This is a genomic window from Halobellus marinus (assembly GCF_032113415.1).
Lineage (GTDB): Archaea > Halobacteriota > Halobacteria > Halobacteriales > Haloferacaceae > Haloquadratum > Haloquadratum marinus.
Window position 1 is genome coordinate 1738310 of sequence record NZ_CP134946.1, and the last position, 17185, is coordinate 1755494.

Here is a 17185-nt window from a genome sequence, read left to right on the forward strand (position 1 = left end):
TAAGCGTGACTGACGAGGGGGATTCGGACGACAGCCGCCAGCGACCGACCGACAGCCAGGGGGCCGTCGAACGGGGGATCGAAGCGGTCGCTGACGATGCTGAGGCGCGTGCGGCCGCCCCCGACCCCGACGATCTGGACATCCCGTTACCGTGGAACACAGTCTCCAACGAGAGCGACGATGAGGAGGCCGCGGACGAGCAATCAGACCGGGATGGGGACGGCGAAGAGTCCGACGTGACTGCGACGCCGGATGCCTTCGAGGATCTGCGGTTCGTCGGGCCAAAGACCGGCACCGTCCTCCGGGACTCTGAGCTCACGATCGAGGACCTCACGGAGAAACGCGTCGCCTACCGAGATCTGAAGGAAGCAGGCGTCAATCCCGGCGTCGCGGCCAAGATCAGGCGCGAACACTCGCTTTCGTGGTCGCTCGACGGGGGCGGGACCGACCTCGGCCGTCGCTCCTCGCAGGTGCGCGGCCTCGACGACGACGAGCGGGCGTGGATCGCCGACTCGTCGGGGTGGTCCGAATCCGGGGAAACCGAGGCCGACGGCTCCGGCGACGCGGCGGACGCGGAGGCAGCGTGGCGCGAGCGTACTGCCCACGCGAGGGGTGGGACTGCGGAAGGAGCAGAGGAGAACGCGAGCGGTTCCGACGAGTCCGCTGGAATCGATACCGGGGAGGCTCCCGCGACGGACGCGGAGGCGGCGTGGCGGCAACGGAGTGCACCGACGCCGCTGACCGCCATCGACAACCTCGATACGGAAACCGTCGCCGCTCTCAGGGAGGCCGGGATCGGATCAGTCCGGCGGCTTGCGACGGCGAGTCCGGAGAGCGTCGCCGACGCCCTCGATGTCGACGTCGACCGCGTCACCGCGTGGTGTCGCCTCGCGCGCGAGCACGATTCGTAGTGAGCTCTGGACGAGAGAACGTCACTGGCTAAGCTCTGGACGAGAGAACGTCACTGGCCACCGGCGTGCGTTCGAGCCGACCCACCGGCCGGGTGGCACCCACCGAAAAGCACTGCTGTAGTACTTCTGCGGCAATTTGACGGGATTTCCGGGATGAACTGGCAACAAAGAGTTTATCTACCGAGTGATCGCATTTCGAAGCGAACTCACTGTCGTCCCTGACACGAGTGATCCGATGGTCACCAGAGAAAACCCGACACCGGACGAGACCGGACAGACGAGCGATACCGTCGACGCCGTCCTGGACGTCGTCGCGCGCAGTGCCCCGGAGATCCGTGAAGGCCTCCCCGGCCGCAGGGTCGCTCACGGCGAGGAGAACCCGTCCGGGGAGACCCAGATGGCCGCGGACGTCTTCGCCGACGAACTCCTCTGTGAGCGGATCAGCGAAATCGAGAACGTCGGCGTCTACGCCAGCGAGGAACGCGAGGAAGGCATCGACGTCGGCAACGGCCTGTCGGTCTGTGTCGACCCGCTCGATGGCTCCTCGAACCTCAAGCCGAACGCCGCGATGGGGACCATCGTCGCCATCTACGACGACGACCTGCCGGCGACCGGCCGCGACATCGTCGCCGCGGCGTACGTTCTCTACGGCGCGACGACCACGATGGTCACCGCCCGGGAAAAGACGGACACCGTCACCGAGTACGTCATCCACCCCGACGGCAACTACCAGGTCGTCCACGAGGAGCTCTCGCTTCCCGACGATCCGACAGTCTATGGATTCGGCGGCCGCGTTCCCCACTGGGTCGAGGAGTTCCGGGAGTTTGTCGAGAGCATCGAGTCGGATCCGTCGATGAAACTCCGGTACGGCGGGGCGATGATCGGCGACGTGAACCAGGTGCTCACCTACGGCGGCATCTTCGGGTACCCGACGCTTGGGAACGCTCCGGAGGGAAAACTCCGCGTCCAGTTCGAGGGCTACCCCGTCGGCTACATCGTCGAAACTGCCGGCGGCGCATCCTCCGACGGCCACCAGTCGCTGCTCGACGTCGAGAAGGACGAACTCCACGCGCGGACCCCCGTCTACGTGGGGAACCGGGAACTGATCGACGACCTGGAGTCCTATATGGCCGACCGCGATTGACGAAAGAAAAACCAACGCACAGTTTCAAACTTTTATCTAAATTCCCGGAAATTACTATCTATGGGTTCTCTAAAGATATATAGAAAAGAAAGAAACTAGCTCCTGTTCACCGGGGGGAACCGTCGAAAAGTTCCTCGTGGGCGTCGGTCCACCCTCCGCTCGGCGGCAGCGCTGCGAGTGTCACCACGAGCACCAGCGCGAGCCCCACGGACAAAGGCAGGGGCCACTGTGTGGTGCTGAACCCACGGTACTGTGGCAGGAAACAGACAAGCCCCGGAAATCGTCGTATCGACGAGTGTTAGGCCAGCACGTGTGCAGTCTCGTAGTGAGTCCGGAACGCGAACCAGAGGCCGTGACGGCCCGGGATCCGCTCGCGCGCATCCGAGTCGGCCCGGAGTTCGTTGCGCGTCACTCGCCAGCGGGTCCCATCGTCTCCGACGACCGCGATCCCCTCTGTGTCGTCGACGCGTTCGACTGGCGTTGACGGCGACTCGTAGACGGCGACGTCGCCGGTCGCATCCAGCAGCGCAATTACCTCTCGACCGTCGATTTCGCCGACGAAGACCTCTTCTTCGCCGAGATCGTCGACCGGGACGACCCACACCGCTTCGGGGTCGCTCCCGGTGATCCCGTACACCGACGCCTTCTCGGGGAGTTTGCCCTCGGCGCGTCTGACGCCCGGTTGGACGATCTCCTCGCGGTTCCAGTAGTGCTCGAAGAAGTCGATGTTGCCGTCGTAATGCGAGTAGTCGTAGCCGTACCCGGTGTCGATGTCGAGCGCGAGCGTCGCGGGATACTCGGCCTTCCAGTCACCCCACTCCGTCTGCGTGACCGCGAACTGGTCCAAGAAGAGCTCCGGCGACTCGGCCAGGGTGGGGCCACCGATCGGCGTGCCGGCGTGTTGGTCCCACAGCGTCTCGGTCTCCTCGTCGTACATCACCTTGTTCCCCGAGGCGAGCATCCCGGTGCTGCCGAAGGTACGGACGTCGCTGTCGCCGTCGCCGAGCCGTCGGTCGTAGAGAATTGGCGCGTTACAGAGCGTACAGTAGGTGAGACTGACCGGCACGCCGTCGAGTTCGGCGTTCAGCAGTTCGTGCGGGAACAGGATCCACCGCGGTACTGCGTAGGCCGTTCCCTCGATCTCGAAGCCGAACACGACGTGGTCGTCCTGCAGGTAACGCTCGGGAGCGGCGCTGTCGATGGCCGCCGACTTGTCGGCCTCCGCGGACACTCCGTCCTCGCCCGCGTCGACGGCGTCGCCCGGAACGAACGACGGCGCGTTGAGCGCCGCGAGGAAGGAGCGGTCGCAGTTGCCCCATCGGATCCCCTGCAGATCGAACTCGCGGGGTTCGCAATCGAGGAGCCCACCGACCGGCGGGAGATAGGACCGATAGAGCCCGAGTTTCCACTCTTCGAATCCCGCGAGCGGTTCGATCCCCTGCTGGGAGTACCACGACTCCCACTCGACCCACGCGTGCGCGGAGTCGAAATCCGGGTCCGCGAGCGTCGCGAGGGCGTCGCGGACGCCCGGCCAGCGCACCTCCGGCAGTTCGAGGTACCGCGGCGGATCGTGGTTGCGAAGCACCGCCGGGAAGCCGAACTCCCCCCAGTCGTTCGCGATGCTGTCGATCACGAGCAGTTCGACCAGATGTGGAACGACGCGCTCGTCGCCCTTCTCGGCGAGTTCTTCGATCGCCGCCGCGTGGGCGTCGACATCACGATCGAGAAGTCGGTCCGTGAGGGAGTGTAGACCGTCGGTCGTGGTATCGTCGGTGTGGTTCACGGTGCCATCCCGCACGTCGCGGAGGATTATAAAAAATACTTGCTGTTGTCGGCGGTGGTGTGACCCGGTCGGCAACACCGTAAACCGAGTCGACCACCGCAAACCGAGCCGAGCACCGACAACGGCGGCTATAAGTGTCCCTTGTCCTCAGTAGTAGGCATATGCCCGACCGCGACAGCGATGCCGTTCCGGACGGTGGCGTACGGAGTGCCGCGCCGGCCCGGGACGCCCGATCGGACTACCAGTACGTCTCCGAGACCGTCGAACGCCCCGATCTGGTCGACGCGCTCGCGGCCCGCGTCGACGGCGAGGTCCGCTTCGACACCTACACCAGACAGCTGTACGCCACCGACGCCAGCGCCTACGAGGTGACGCCAATCGGCGTCGTCTTCCCGACCTCGACCGCCGATGTCGCCGCAGTCGTCTCCTACTGCGCCGAGGAGGGGATCCCGGTGCTTCCCCGCGGCGGGGGCACGAGCCTCGCCGGCCAGACCGTCAACGAGGCGGTCGTCCTCGACTTCACGCGGCATATGGACGTCATCCGCGACGTCGACCCCGACGCCCGCGAGGCACGCGTCCAGGCCGGAACGGTCCTCGCGGATCTCAACGACCGCGCGGCGGAATACGACCTCACGTTCGGCCCCGACCCCGCGGCCGGCGACCGCAGCGCCATCGGCGGCGCGATCGGCAACAACTCCACGGGCGCACACTCCTTAGTCTACGAGAAGACCGACCACTACGTCGAGGAGGCGGAGGTCGTCCTCGCCGACGGGACGGTCACCACGTTCGGCGAGGTTGCGGTCGAAGAGCTCCGCGAGCGCGCCGATCCCGACGGTGACGCCGAGGAGCGGATCGCTGCGGGCGTCGTCTCAGTGCTCGACGAGCAGGCCGAAGAGATCCACGAGCGATACCCCGAACTGAAGCGGAACGTCTCCGGCTACAACCTCGATCGCCTGCTCGCGGAGGCCGAAGGCGAGTTCGGCGAGGCGGGCGTCGTGAACCTCGCGCGACTGCTTGCGGGCTCTGAGGGCACGCTCGCGGTCGTCACCGAGGCGACCGTCTCCCTGGAACCGGTCCCGGAGACGAAGTCGGTCGCGCTTTTGACCTACGACAGCGTCGTCGACACCGTCAGCGACGTCGTGCACGTGCTCGAACACGACCCCGCTGCCGTGGAACTCATCGACGACGTGCTGATCGGATTGGCGGCCGACACCTCCGAGTTCGCCGAGGTCACCGGCAAGCTTCCCGATCGGACCGAAGCGGCGCTGTTGGTCGAGTTCTACGCCGAGGACGAGGCCGAAGGCCGCGAGAAAGTTCGGCGACTCCTGGCGGATCGGGTGCCTGGGCGGGAGAACGTGGATGCGGATGTCGAATCAGCAAGCGAAGACGACGCCGAAACGGCGAACGACCCCGAACGCTTCGCGTTCGACGCCCTGGAGGCCCACGACGACGACGAGCGCGCGGAACTGTGGAAGCTCCGGAAGTCGGGACTTCCGATCCTCCTCGGCCGGACCAGCGACGCGAAGCACATCAGCTTCCTGGAGGACTGCGCCGTCCCGCCGGAGCATCTGCCGCGGTTCGTCACCGAGTTCCAGGAGGTGCTCGAGGAGAACGACACGTTCGCGTCCTTCTACGCCCACGCCGGGCCGGGCGTCCTCCACGTCCGCCCACTCGTCAACACGAAGTCGGCCACCGACCTCGAGGCGATGGAGGCCATCGGCGAGGCGGTGACGGATCTGGTGGTCGAACTCGGCGGCTCCGTCTCCGGGGAGCACGGCGACGGCCGCGCGCGGACCCAGTGGAACCGCAAACTCTACGGGGACCAGCTCTGGGAGGCGTTCCGGGATCTCAAGACCGCCTTCGACCCCGACTGGCTGCTCAACCCCGGGCAGGTCTGCGGCGACGTCGCGCTGACGGAGAACCTCCGGTTCGACCCCGACTACGAGTTCGAGGCCGGGTTCGACTCGGCACTCGAGTGGGACAACGAGAACGGAATGCAGGGGATGGTGGAGCTCTGTCACGGCTGCGGCGGCTGTCGCACCCAGCAGTCGGAGGGCGGCGTGATGTGTCCGACCTACCGCGCGGCCGACGAGGAGATCACGAGCACCCGCGGCCGGGCGAACATGCTCCGGCAGGCGATGAGCGGCGACCTTCCGGACGACCCGACCGGCGAGGAGTTCGTCACCGAGGTGATGGACCTCTGCATCGGCTGCAAGGGCTGTGCCAACGACTGCCCGAGCGAGGTCGACCTCGCGAAACTCAAAGCCGAGGTGACGCACGCCTACCACGAGGAACACGGCTCCTCGCTGCGCTCGAAGCTGTTTGCGAACGTCGACACCCTCGCCGAACTCGGCAGCACCTTCGCGCCCGTCTCCAACTGGGCTGCGAAGGTCCCCGGCGCGCGGGCGGTCCTCGAAAAGACGGTCGGGATCGCCAGCGACCGCACGCTGCCGACGTTCGAGCGGGAGACGCTCCAGGACTGGTTCGCGGCCCGCGGTGGCTCCCGTGTCGACGCCGACGCGGCCGACCGCCACGCCGTGCTCCTGCCGGACACGTACACGAACTACAGCCACCCGGACGTCGGGAAGGCAGCGGTCGAAGTGCTGGAGGCCGCGGGTGTCCACGTCGACGTCGCCGACGTCACCGACAGCGGCCGGCCGGCGTTCTCGAAGGGTCACCTCGACGTCGCCCGCGAGACCGCCCGCGAGACTGTCGACGCGCTCGCACCGCGGATCGAGTCCGGGTGGGACGTCGTCGTCGCGGAACCCTCCGACGCCGTGATGCTGCAGTCCGATTACGGCGACCTGCTCTCGGGCGCTGCCGTCGAGACGGTGCAGGCCAACAGTTACGGCGTCTGTGAGTATCTGGACACCTTCCGGCTCGACGAGCAGATCGACTTCGCGCCGCCGGCGCTCTCTATCGCGTACCACGGTCACTGTCACCAGAAGGCGACGAAGAAGGATCACCACGCCGTCGGGGTCCTCCGCCGGGCGGGCTACCGCGTGGATCCGCTGGACTCCGGCTGCTGTGGGATGGCCGGGAGCTTCGGCTACGAGGCCGAACACCACGCGATGAGCGTTGCTATCGGCGATACGCTCAAGGGACAGGTCGACGACAGCGACGCGGAGGCCGTCGTCGCACCCGGCGCATCCTGTCGAACCCAACTCTCGGATCTCGGGGCGACCGCCGATCGCTCGCTTTTGCCTCGCGACGACGGGGGACGCGAGGAGCCGCCGACCCCGATCGAAGCGCTCGCGGCCGGGTTGAACCAGTAACCGTCAGGCTGGGTCGCGCTCGGCGTCGCCGCCAGCCCGGCTCTCGTTCCCTCGCCCCGGTACCGTCCCCCAGTAGAACAGCCCCGCACCGAGGAGCGTGGCCCCGCCGATCAGGATGAGCGGCGGGGCGTAGCTGCCCGTCGCCTCCGTCAGTACGTTCAGCACGATCGGTACCGAGAAGGCCGTCGACGCCTCCGCGACGGTGAAGATTCCGACGATGGCGGTGGCGTTCGTGGGGCCGAACCGCTCGATGATGATCGGCGAAAAAAGCGGCGCGATGGCGCCGAGGCCGACGCCGAAGAGCACGAGCAGGACGTACATCGGAAGCGGGGACGAAACTAGCGGCAACACGCCCATCGACAGCGACGCGAGGACGACACCGGTGGTGAGCGTCACGCGCATTCCGATCCGGTCGGCGAACTCGCCGCTTGCGACCCGCGCGGCGACGCTGACGCCGCCGACGATGCCGAACGCGGTCGCGGCGACGGTCCGTCCGATCCCGTTTGCGGTCAGGATCCCGACCAAGTCAGCAGAGAGAACGAAGTACCAGCTCCACAGGAGCGCGAAGCCGGCCAAGGCGGCGAGAAACGGCAAGTCGGTCAGATTCGTCCGCAGCCAGGTCGTATCCATCGGCGACGCGTGCGTCGATTCCTGTCCGGGCGGTCGGTGGTAGAGCAGGCTGGCAAGCAGGATCACTGCAACTGTCACGCCGCCGACGACGACGAAGGCGCCTCTGATGTCCGTCCGTTCGAGTAGCCACACCCAGACCGGCGGCAACACGAAGATCCCAAGGCCGTTGCCGGTCATCGTGATGCCCATCGCCCGGCCCTGGTACTGGTCGAACCACTGCGGCACGAGCGAGATGACGACGACGAACATCGTCCCGCCGGTCATTCCGATCAACGCGAAGGTGGCGGCCAGCCCGAGATACGAACCCGTGATCTGCAGGAGGCCGATGGCGATAGCGAAGACGCCCCCGGCGGTCGCAACGACGGGACGCAGCGGCAAGCGGGCGATGACGACGCCGATCAGCCCGCCCGCGATGTAGAAGACCGCGATCGTGATCGAGAAGACCGAGGAGACCCGAAGCCCGGACAGCCCGAAGGCCTCGGCGAGCGCCTCGGAGTAGACGGTGAAGGTGAAGACGAGCCCCCAGTCGAGAACCAGGATGACCAGCCCGAGCGCGACGATGAGCCAGCTGGTCAGCGAATCCAGGGCGTCGGGTTCGGTTTCAGTCATAGGTGAGTTTGCTGTCCAACCCTGAGACGCAACTGCGGGCTGGTGGGTTCGTCCGTACCGTGATTCTATGCTCTTTTATCGTTTTCTTTCCCCGACTGTCGTCCACTCTTCGACGTGATCTCGTCCCGGTATCACCGATGTAACCGGGTCACAGTGGATGAAACTGCCGATTTGGCCAAACTTTCATTACTGATACGACGCAACTAGTCGGTATGGCACTCGAAGGCCAGTCACCTTACAGCATCGACGCCGATTGGAGCAAACTGTATATCGACGGCGAGTACGTCGACCCCGAAAGCGGCGAGACCACACCCGTCGAGGATCCCTCCACCCGTGAGGTCGTCACCGAGGTCCCGCGCGCATCGGAGGCAGACGTCGACGCAGCCTACGAGGCCGCCGTCGAGGCACAGAAAGAGTGGGAAAATCAGCCCCCGGCCGCCCGCCAGGAACACGTCCAGGGACTCATCCAGGCGGTCGACGAGCACGCCGAGGAGATCATCGAACTCAACACGACGGAGATCGGTGGCATCCACGGCGTCGGCGAGACCGCAGTCCAGATCACACAGGACCACCTCGCCGAGGCCGCGACGCTGCCCCGACGGATGAAAGGCGAGACGGCCGCCTCGAACATCCCCGGCAAGGAGAACATCGTCTACCGCGAGGCCAAGGGCGTCGTCACGGTCATCTCGCCGTGGAACTTCCCGCTGAACCTCACAGCGCGCGCGCTCGCGCCCGCCGTCGCCGCCGGGAACTCGGTCGTGCTCAAACCGTCGACGGACGCGCCGATCATCGGCGGACTCCTCTGGGCCCGACTCGCCGAGGAGGCCGGCTTCCCAGACGGCGTGATCAACGTCGTCACGGGCAAGGGCTCCGAAATCGGCGATCACCTCGCCGGCCACCCCGACAGCGACGTCGTCGCGTTCACCGGGTCGACCGAGGTCGGCCAGCACGTCGCGGCCCTCGCCGCAGAGAACCTCGCGGTCCCGGCGATGGAGCTCGGCGGGAACAACGCCCACATCGTCACCGAGGACGCAGACCTCGATCAGGCCATCGACGCCGCGGTGTTCGGGTCGTTCATCCACCAGGGACAGGTCTGTATCTCGATCAATCGCCACATCGTCCACGAGTCGGTCTACGACGAATATGTCGAGCGGCTGACCGAGCGTGCGGAGCAACTCCCCGCCGGGAGCGCACACGACGAAGTCGTCATCGGCCCGATTATCAACGAGTCCCAGCGTGACGAGATGCTGGAGTACGTCGAAGAGACGATCGAGGCCGGCGCGACGCTCGAAACGGGCGGCGAGACGGTCGAACTCGACGGCGTCGAGGACTCGCTCGTCGTCAGGCCCACGGTGCTTTCGGACGCCACGAACGATATGGCGGCCTCCTGTAACGAGCACTTCGGCCCCATCGCGCCCGTGATCCCGTTCTCCGACGTCGACGAGGCGATCGAACTCGCGAACGACACCGAGTACGGGCTCGCCGGCTCGGTCCACGCGGGCGACGTCGGCACCGGGCTGCAGATCGCAAAGCGCATGGACACCGGCAACGTCCACGTCAACGACCAGGGGATCAACGACGAGGCGCACGTGCCCTTCAGCGGGACGAAGGCCTCCGGCCTCGGCGGGTACAACTCCACGGACTTCCTCGACGAAGTGACCGAGAAGAAGTGGATCTCGCTGCAGCACGAGCCGCGCGAGTTCCCCTTCTGAGATCCTCCTGAGATGCTCCAGGAGACGGTGTGTGTCGTCGCCGGCGGCGGCAACGGCCTCGGCCGGGCGGCGGCAAAGGAACTCGCCGACCACGGCGCCCGCGTCGTGGTCAACGACCTCGGCACCGAGGTCGACGGGACGGGCAGCGACCCGTCAGTCCCCGAAGCCGTCGCCGAGGAGATCCGCGAACGCGGCGGGACCGCCGTCGCCCACCACGGCGACGTGAGCGACTTCGCGTACGCCGAACAGCTCATCGCGGACACGGTCGCGGAGTTCGGTCGCGTCGACTTCGTCTGCAACTTCGCGGGCATCCTCCGCGACGGGATCAGCTACAAGCTCTCGGAGGACGAGTGGCGGAAAGTCATCGACACGAACCTCACCGGCCAGTTCGCGCCGCTTCGGGCGGCTGCGAGCCACTGGCGCGAGGCGAGTGAGGCTCGCGACGCGGAGGAGGGCGACGGCGGCTTCGACCGGCAGCGCTCGTATCTCGCGGTCAGCGCCGGCGCCGCGCGCGGCGCCCTCGGTCAGGCCAACTACGCCGCCGCGAAGGCCGGCGTCCTCGGGATGGTCCGGTCGGTCTCGAAGGAACTGGTCCGCTCGGACGTCCGGGTCAACGCCCTCGTTCCGAACGGCTACACGCGGATGACAGAGACGGTTCCCGAGGAGCACCGGCCGTACACCGAAGCCGAGATGCCGCCAGAGCGCGTCGCGCCGCTCGTCGCGTACCTCGCGAGCGAGGCCGCCGAGGACATCACCGGTTGTACGCTGTACGCGGGCGGCAATCGGGTCGGCGTCTACTCGGACCCGGCGATGGACGCCGTGGGCGTGAATCCCGAGGGGTGGACGCTCGACTCGATCGCCGAGCACTTCCGCGAGGACGTCGCGGCCGACGTGGAACTGACGCGGACGGAGAGTCACCTGTAGCGGTTGGCGGCGATCTGTTGTGCGGTCAGTGCCGGTCGGCTGCGGGGCCGGACGGTTGGGCCTGCGCTGCCGATCCTCGTCGCTCGCAGACGATCCCTTCGGCCGGAAAGGCATCTTTTATTACTTATTCCGTCGATTGTCCGTGTATGCGATTCGTCCGCTACGACGACACCCAGCTCGGACTGCTCACCGACGACGGCACCGGCATCATCGACCTCACCGACCGGCTCGGCCTCGAAAGCGACGAGCCGCTCGTCGAGTACATCGAGGGCGACTACGACGCGTCCGAATATGCGGACGAAGCCCCCGACCACGATGTCGCGGACGTCCAGGTCGGCTCACCCGTTGGCCGGCCGGGGAAGGTCATCGCCGCACCGCTGAACTACGAGAAGCACATCGAGGAGGCGATCGCCGACAAGGAAATCACCACCGAGGAGTGGTTCTCGATCAAGGACAAGGGCTACTTCCTGAAAGCGCCCTCCAGCGTCGTCGGCCCCGACCGCGGCATCGAGCTCCCCTTCAGCGACCGCCGGACGGACCACGAGATCGAACTGGCGTTCATTATGGGCGAGGAGACGAAGGACGTCACCGCCGATGAGGCGTGGGACAACATCTTCGGCTATACGATCCTGCTGGATATCTCCCTGCGCGGCGGGCAGGACCGCTCGAACCGGAAGTCCTACGACACGTTCTGTGTCATCGGCCCGTGTGTCGTCACCCCCGACGAGATCGACGACCCCCAGGACCTCCAGATGGAACTGCAGCTCAACGGCGAGCGCCGCCAGTACGAGAACACCGGGGATATGGTCTACACCTGCGCGGACATCGTCCAGTACGCCTCTCTCGGCGCGACCCTGGAAGTCGGCGACGTGATCACGACCGGCACGCCCGAGGGCGTGAGCGAACTCCACGACGGCGACACCATCGACGCCGAGATCGAGGACGTCGGCTCGATGACCGTCGACGTCACCGAACGCGACGTCAGCTACGCCGAGGCCAACGTCCAGAAGGGCGGCCAGGAGTAGCGGTAGCTCACGGTACCGACTAACGCTGTTCGGTTCCTGGTTTTTTTCACTGGCTGAACACTGAGTCCGGGGCGACACTGGCAGCCCTGCGGCTGCCTGTGGGGTGTGATCAGCAGTAGCCTACCGAAATACTGTGATCATCGGTAGCGGTACCAAAATAGAAGCGTGAGCGATCCCCGAGGAGCTGCGGTCCCGACGTCGCGCCCGACGACGACGGTGTGTCTACGACGACGGTTCGGCCTCGGCGTAGAGGTTGAACGCCTCGAAGACCGGCTTGTCGGTGATCGCGAGCAGCGTCGCCTCGCCGTCGGGCTCGTGGTGGTGGATCTCGTCCGGCGGGACGATGAAGATGTCCCACTGGCTCCACTCGAGGGCCTCGTCGCCGATGTGAGTGGCGCCCTCGCCCTCGATGACGAAGAAGATCTCCGTCATATTGTGGAAGTGCGGATCGGTCGCCTCCTGCATCAGCTGCGCGCGGAACGACATCGTGGGGAAAAGCGGCGGCTCGCCCGACGCCGGGTTGACGTACGTGAGGCTGTAGCCGTCGTTCGGGTCGGGGTCGTTGTTGTCCGCCCGCTGTTCGAGCGATTCCACCATATTCGCCCACTGGAACCGGTACGGCGGCGTCGGCTCCTGGTTGCCCTCGAAGGGACCCGGGATGCCGTCTGCCTTCAGATCCGACTCGGCGCGACCGCGACCGTACTGGGAGGCCCAGTAGCCCTGACTCTTGGTGACGGGCTGGCGTTCGAGTTCGTGGTACTCGAAGGTGTTCTTGGCGTTCAGCGAGTCGAGCACGAGCGGGAGGTCCAGGACGTCGAGCCACGCCGCCGTCTCGTCGCTGTCGTTGACGTGGTCGTGCCACTCCCACTGCGGGGTGGTGATCAGGTCGTTGTCCTTCATCGGGAACTCCTCGCCCGCGACGACCGTCTTCATGTCCTCGTGGCCGTCGATTGCAAAGCGCAGGGCGTTGGCCCCGTGACGGTGCGAGGGCGCCGTCTCGCCGGGCGACACCGTCTGGACGCCGACGTAGATCGTATTCGAGATGGCGTTCGCCGTGTTGATCGGGACGGCGACGCGCCGCTGGAATCCCGGCGGGAGTTCCGAGATAGGGACGTCCGCCTCGATGGCGTCGATCGCCTCCTTGATGTCCTCCCACTTCCAGATGTCCGCCTCGGGATCCTCCAGGACGGTGCCCATATCGTCCTCGATCTCCCAGAGCGGCTGGAGGCTGTGCTCCTCGAGGATGTCCCAGGTCTCGGAACTCATCTCTAGGAGTTCCTCTGGCTCTTGCTGTGCCATACCCAAGTGTTGGGAAAACTCGATAATAAGTGTGTTGGACGTATGCACGCCGCGAATCGCCGGCGTCGGGGCTGCAGCGGTTTGCAGCGTCCGAGTACCGAGTCGCCGGCCCCCTATGCGACGGCCTGTGACTCGAACACTTCCTCGGTGTCGAACAGCGACCGGCAGTCTTCACATACCATCTGTCGCTGGATCGCGTACTCCCAGAGTTTGCCCCCGCACTCCAGACAGTCGAAGTGCGCTTCGACGAACGGGTCTTCATCCGCGTACGGGTTCGTGAACTCCGCCATACACCGCTGTAACGGCGTAACTGTCAAAAGGGTATCGCTCGGAGCGGCGAGAACACCGTCACACAGCAGGGATCGGCCGCGTCATACTGATTACTCTCACTGTTTACCCCCGAGCGCCACTCCCGTTGACGGCCCTCGGCGGTCAGAGAAGAGAGTAATCAGTATCACTCCCCGTCGGCGTACTCGACGAACTGCGAGCGGATCTCTTCGGGGATCTCCTGGGCGCCGCCGCCGCTGGTCCCGGCACAGACCCGCTGCTCGTACCCGGAGAACGCGAGCGTGTCGTCCCCGACGAACCCATCGTACTCGAATCGGACGGCTCGCGTGCTCGGGTCGGGCGTGAGCGTTATGCGGACGTCGTCGCCGGCGTGCAGGGGGTGTTCGAACTCGAAGCGCATATCTACCAGCGGGAAGCCGAAGTCGTAGTTCCCCGTCAGTTCCCAGAAGGGGAAGCCGATCTCCTGCATAAACATATCCGAGGTCTCGTGGAGCGCGTCCACGATGCGCGGGTAGTGGGCGATGCCGTGTGGGTCGGTGTCCGAAAATCGGACCGTCCAGGTGCGTTCGAACATTAACGTTCCTCAAGCACGACGAGTGCATCGAGCGCAATCACTCCATCGGTTGCCGCCAACAGTGGGTTGACATCGAGTTCGGCAATCGGCTGTTCGACGACCAGATCGCCAACTGCGGCGACTGCAGCAGCCAGCGCGTCGACGTCGGCGGGATCGCTCCCCCGGTATCCTTCCAGCAACTCGACGGCCTGCAGTTCCTCGATCGCCGAGCGGGCCTCCGCGCGATCGATCGGCGCGATCCGGTGGCTCGTGTCCTCGAAGATTTCGGTGAACACGCCGCCGAGGCCGGTGAGGACGACCGGGCCGAACGACGGATCGCGCACGCCGCCGACGATCACCTCGGTGCCGGCGTCGAGATCCGCCGCCTCCTCAACGAGGACCTCCGCATCGATGTCGCGCTCGGCGGCGGCGTCGAAGATCTCCGTCGCAGTCGAACGAACTGCTGCGGCGTCGTCGAGTCCGACAGCGACCCCGACGCCCCCGGCCCACTCACTTTTGTGGGTGACCGCCGGTGAGGAGACTTTGACGACGACCGGATAGCCGATCTCGTCGGCGGCTTCGACGGCGGCGTCTGCGTCGGGACAGACGGTAAACCTGGTCGTCTCGATGCCGACAGACGCCAGCAGCCGCTTTCCTTCGGCCTCCGTCAGCGTCCGGCGGCCGTCCTCGCGGGCAGCGACGATCGGCGCCGGCGTCGAGTCACTCATCGAGACGAACCTCCAGACTGCGGGCTGCGGTACCCTGCGGTTCTCCATCCGCTCCGCCGTCGGGCACCGGATCGCTGCCGCTCGCGCCGTCGTTATGTAGCCGTGCGTACCGTGCGAGTGCGCCTGCGGCGTCCGCGGCCCGCTCGGGCGTCTCGAAGAACGGGATGCCGACGTCCCGCAGCCGTTCGCGCTCGTCGGCCATCGACTCCTCGATCCCCTCGGTGGCGAAAAGCACCGGCTTGTCGACCCGTTCGGCCAGTCCGTCGAGGTCCTCGACCGGGAACCCGAGCGCCGCCTCGAACAGTTCGTAGACGAGGACGATGTCGACGCGGTCGTCCTCGGCGACGGCGGTCACGATCTCGCCGAACTCCGGCATCGGCCGGCCGGTGTCCACCGGATTGTCGGCGTAGGTGATGCCAGGGAGAATCTCGTCGACCTGCTCTTGGGTCTCCGGGGAGAGCTCCGGCAGTCGCCCGCCCGCCCGCTGGATCCGGTCAGTGATGATGATCCCCGGCCCGGCCTGGGCGGTGACGACGCCGACGTTCGGGCCGTCTGGGGCCGGTGAGTTTCCGAGCGCCGCGGCCGCATCCAGGAGTTCGTCCGTCGCGTCGACCGTCGGGACGCCGTACTGCGCGAAGCCGGCGGTGTAGAGTTCGTGATCGCCCGTGAGCGCGCCCGTGTGTGACTCCGCGAAGTCGCCGACGTCGGACTGGCCGACCTTGTAGGCGACCACCGGCGTCTCGCTCTCGCGGCAGGCTTCGAGCAGTCCACGGCCGTCGTCGGTTCCCTCGACGTGGAGGACGATCGCGTCGGTCCGATCGTCGCTGTCGAAGTACTCGATCGCCTCCGCGAAGCCGACGTTCGCGCGGTTCCCGAGGCCGACCTCGGCGGAGACGCCACGGTTCTGTCGGCGAGACTGGAACGCCAGTACGAGGCCGACGCCTCCGCTCTGGGCGACGACTGCGATGTTGCCCTCCGGGATCTCCTCGACGCCACTGGCGAACGAACACCGGAGGTCCAGGGCGGGCACGATGAACCCGCTCGTGTTGGGCCCCAGAAGCGAGATGTCGTACTCCTCGGCGACCGCGACGGCGGCGTCCTGAAGCTCTTCGCCCTGCTCGCCCGCCTCGGCGAAGCCGCTGGCGTAGATCACTGCGGCGCCGATGCCGGCCTCGCCACACTCTTCGAGCACGTCCGGGACCGCGGGGCCCGGCACACAACAGAGCGCGAGGTCGACCGCGCCGTCGATCTCCGTCACCGACGAGACGAACTCCCTGCCGAACAGTTCGCCCTCCGTCGACGGGTTCACCGGATACACCGGCCCGTCGAACCGGACGGCGTTCACCATCGCTTCGTATCCGATCTTGCCCTCGGTCTGCGACGCGCCGACCACGGCGATCCCCGAGGGTTCGAAAAGCTGTGTGAGACTCACACCCGTCACTATACCGAACTCCGTCAAAGCGTTTTCCCACTGAGAGCGTTGTTGCCGCGATCGCCGGGATGCCCGCCGGTGACCGCCTCTCCAAGGTCTCCGTTAGTCGGGAGGACCTCCCGACAAACGCGACGGATTCTGGTTCGGTCCGTCGACTATCGCTCGCCGCGAACGCGACAGATTCCGGTTCGGCCCGTCGACTAGTGCTTGCCAGCGAACTCGACGAACGCCGCGATTTTTTCGCTTGCGTTCTCGGTCACGCTCGATCCGTGGTAGACTAATCCGACGTCGAAGTCGAACGCCGGGAGTCGATCGAGCGACTCGTCGGCGGTCGCAAGATCCGCGGAGTAGTGTGCCGTCGGCAGGACGAAGTGACCCGCCGGCAGCCCCCGGCCGTCCGACCCGAACAGCGCATCACCGATCACGGCGATCCCGTTCGCCTCGTCGACCAGCGCGTGGTGGGCGTCGGTGTGGCCCGGGACGTGGACGGCGGTGAACGGTCCGACGCGGTCGCCGTCGCCGAAGCGGTGATCGACGTCGACGTCGACCTCGACACCCTCGGGAACCCATGTTTCGAGATCGAAGCGGTCGACGAGTCCCGGGAGGCCGCCGATGTGGTCGGGGTCGCCGTGGGTGACAATGATCCGTTCCGGCGTGACGCCCAGGTCGTCTGCGGCCGCCGCGACGGCGTCGACGGTGTCCTCGAAGCCGGCATCGACGAGTGTCGGTGTCTCGCCGTCGAAGAGGAACACCCGCCAGCGCGCGTCCGCTGACTCCTTTACCGTGATGTCGTAGACGTCCGGTGCGATCTCGACGATGGTCTGGTCACTCGTCATCGTGGGATCATACGACGTCACCCCTGTTAAAAATGC

General features: G+C 66.4%; 14 protein-coding genes. 6 read left to right on the plus strand and 8 right to left on the minus strand.

Annotated elements, in window-relative coordinates; translation table 11 throughout:
* Nucleotides 1–5 precede the first annotated feature (5 nt).
* On the plus strand, nt 6–911 hold the full coding sequence (locus RJT37_RS08900; protein ID WP_313689607.1) for a DUF7409 domain-containing protein: 906 nt from the start codon (nt 6–8) through the stop codon (nt 909–911).
* A gap of 235 nt (nt 912–1146) precedes the next feature.
* The gene (locus RJT37_RS08905; protein ID WP_313689609.1) at nt 1147–2055 is read left to right on the plus strand and encodes a class 1 fructose-bisphosphatase; all 909 of its coding nucleotides are present in this window, start codon (nt 1147–1149) and stop codon (nt 2053–2055) included.
* Between the two features lie 298 nt (nt 2056–2353).
* On the opposite strand, the gene RJT37_RS08910 is transcribed toward RJT37_RS08905, so the two are convergent.
* On the minus strand, nt 2354–3838 hold the full coding sequence (locus RJT37_RS08910; protein WP_313689611.1) for a DUF3179 domain-containing (seleno)protein: 1485 nt from the start codon (nt 3836–3838) through the stop codon (nt 2354–2356).
* A gap of 161 nt (nt 3839–3999) precedes the next feature.
* Here RJT37_RS08910 and RJT37_RS08915 point away from each other — a divergent pair, with 161 nt between their 5' ends.
* The gene (locus tag RJT37_RS08915; protein ID WP_313689612.1) at nt 4000–7113 is read left to right on the plus strand and encodes an FAD-binding and (Fe-S)-binding domain-containing protein; all 3114 of its coding nucleotides are present in this window, start codon (nt 4000–4002) and stop codon (nt 7111–7113) included.
* A gap of 3 nt (nt 7114–7116) precedes the next feature.
* Here the strand turns inward: RJT37_RS08915 and RJT37_RS08920 are convergent, their stop codons facing one another.
* The gene (locus tag RJT37_RS08920) at nt 7117–8352 is read right to left on the minus strand and encodes an MFS transporter (protein WP_313689614.1); all 1236 of its coding nucleotides are present in this window, start codon (nt 8350–8352) and stop codon (nt 7117–7119) included.
* A gap of 212 nt (nt 8353–8564) precedes the next feature.
* Between RJT37_RS08920 and RJT37_RS08925 the strand changes: the two genes are divergently transcribed.
* The 3 genes from RJT37_RS08925 to RJT37_RS08935 all read left to right on the plus strand — a co-directional run bounded on the left by RJT37_RS08925 (nt 8565) and on the right by RJT37_RS08935 (nt 12013).
* Complete coding sequence (locus tag RJT37_RS08925; RefSeq protein WP_313689616.1) at nt 8565–10064, plus strand: aldehyde dehydrogenase family protein; 1500 nt, start codon at nt 8565–8567, stop codon at nt 10062–10064.
* Between the two features lie 12 nt (nt 10065–10076).
* Complete coding sequence (locus tag RJT37_RS08930; protein ID WP_313689618.1) at nt 10077–10988, plus strand: SDR family oxidoreductase; 912 nt, start codon at nt 10077–10079, stop codon at nt 10986–10988.
* 146 nt (nt 10989–11134) lie between these two features.
* Entirely contained in the window at nt 11135–12013 is an 879-nt protein-coding gene (locus RJT37_RS08935) for a fumarylacetoacetate hydrolase family protein (RefSeq protein WP_313689620.1), read from the plus strand.
* 222 nt (nt 12014–12235) lie between these two features.
* Here RJT37_RS08935 and RJT37_RS08940 read toward each other — a convergent pair whose 3' ends face one another.
* From RJT37_RS08940 to RJT37_RS08965, 6 genes are all read right to left on the minus strand, one after another.
* Entirely contained in the window at nt 12236–13312 is a 1077-nt protein-coding gene (locus RJT37_RS08940; RefSeq protein WP_313689621.1) for a cupin domain-containing protein, read from the minus strand.
* Nucleotides 13313–13425: 113 nt separating this feature from the next.
* Complete coding sequence (locus tag RJT37_RS08945) at nt 13426–13602, minus strand: hypothetical protein (protein WP_313689623.1); 177 nt, start codon at nt 13600–13602, stop codon at nt 13426–13428.
* A gap of 164 nt (nt 13603–13766) precedes the next feature.
* Nucleotides 13767–14174: an acyl-CoA thioesterase gene (locus tag RJT37_RS08950; protein ID WP_313689625.1), complete on the minus strand. Its 408-nt coding sequence runs from the start codon at nt 14172–14174 to the stop codon at nt 13767–13769.
* The gene (locus RJT37_RS08955; protein ID WP_313689627.1) at nt 14174–14881 is read right to left on the minus strand and encodes an acetate--CoA ligase family protein; all 708 of its coding nucleotides are present in this window, start codon (nt 14879–14881) and stop codon (nt 14174–14176) included. The genes RJT37_RS08950 and RJT37_RS08955 overlap by 1 nt, the downstream gene beginning before the upstream one ends.
* On the minus strand, nt 14874–16313 hold the full coding sequence (locus RJT37_RS08960; protein ID WP_313689629.1) for an acetate--CoA ligase family protein: 1440 nt from the start codon (nt 16311–16313) through the stop codon (nt 14874–14876). Before RJT37_RS08960 ends, RJT37_RS08955 begins: the two co-directional genes overlap by 8 nt.
* A 200-nt stretch (nt 16314–16513) precedes the next feature.
* Nucleotides 16514–17149, minus strand: a complete 636-nt coding sequence (locus RJT37_RS08965) for an MBL fold metallo-hydrolase (RefSeq protein ID WP_313689631.1) — start codon at nt 17147–17149, stop codon at nt 16514–16516.
* Nucleotides 17150–17185 lie beyond the last annotated feature (36 nt).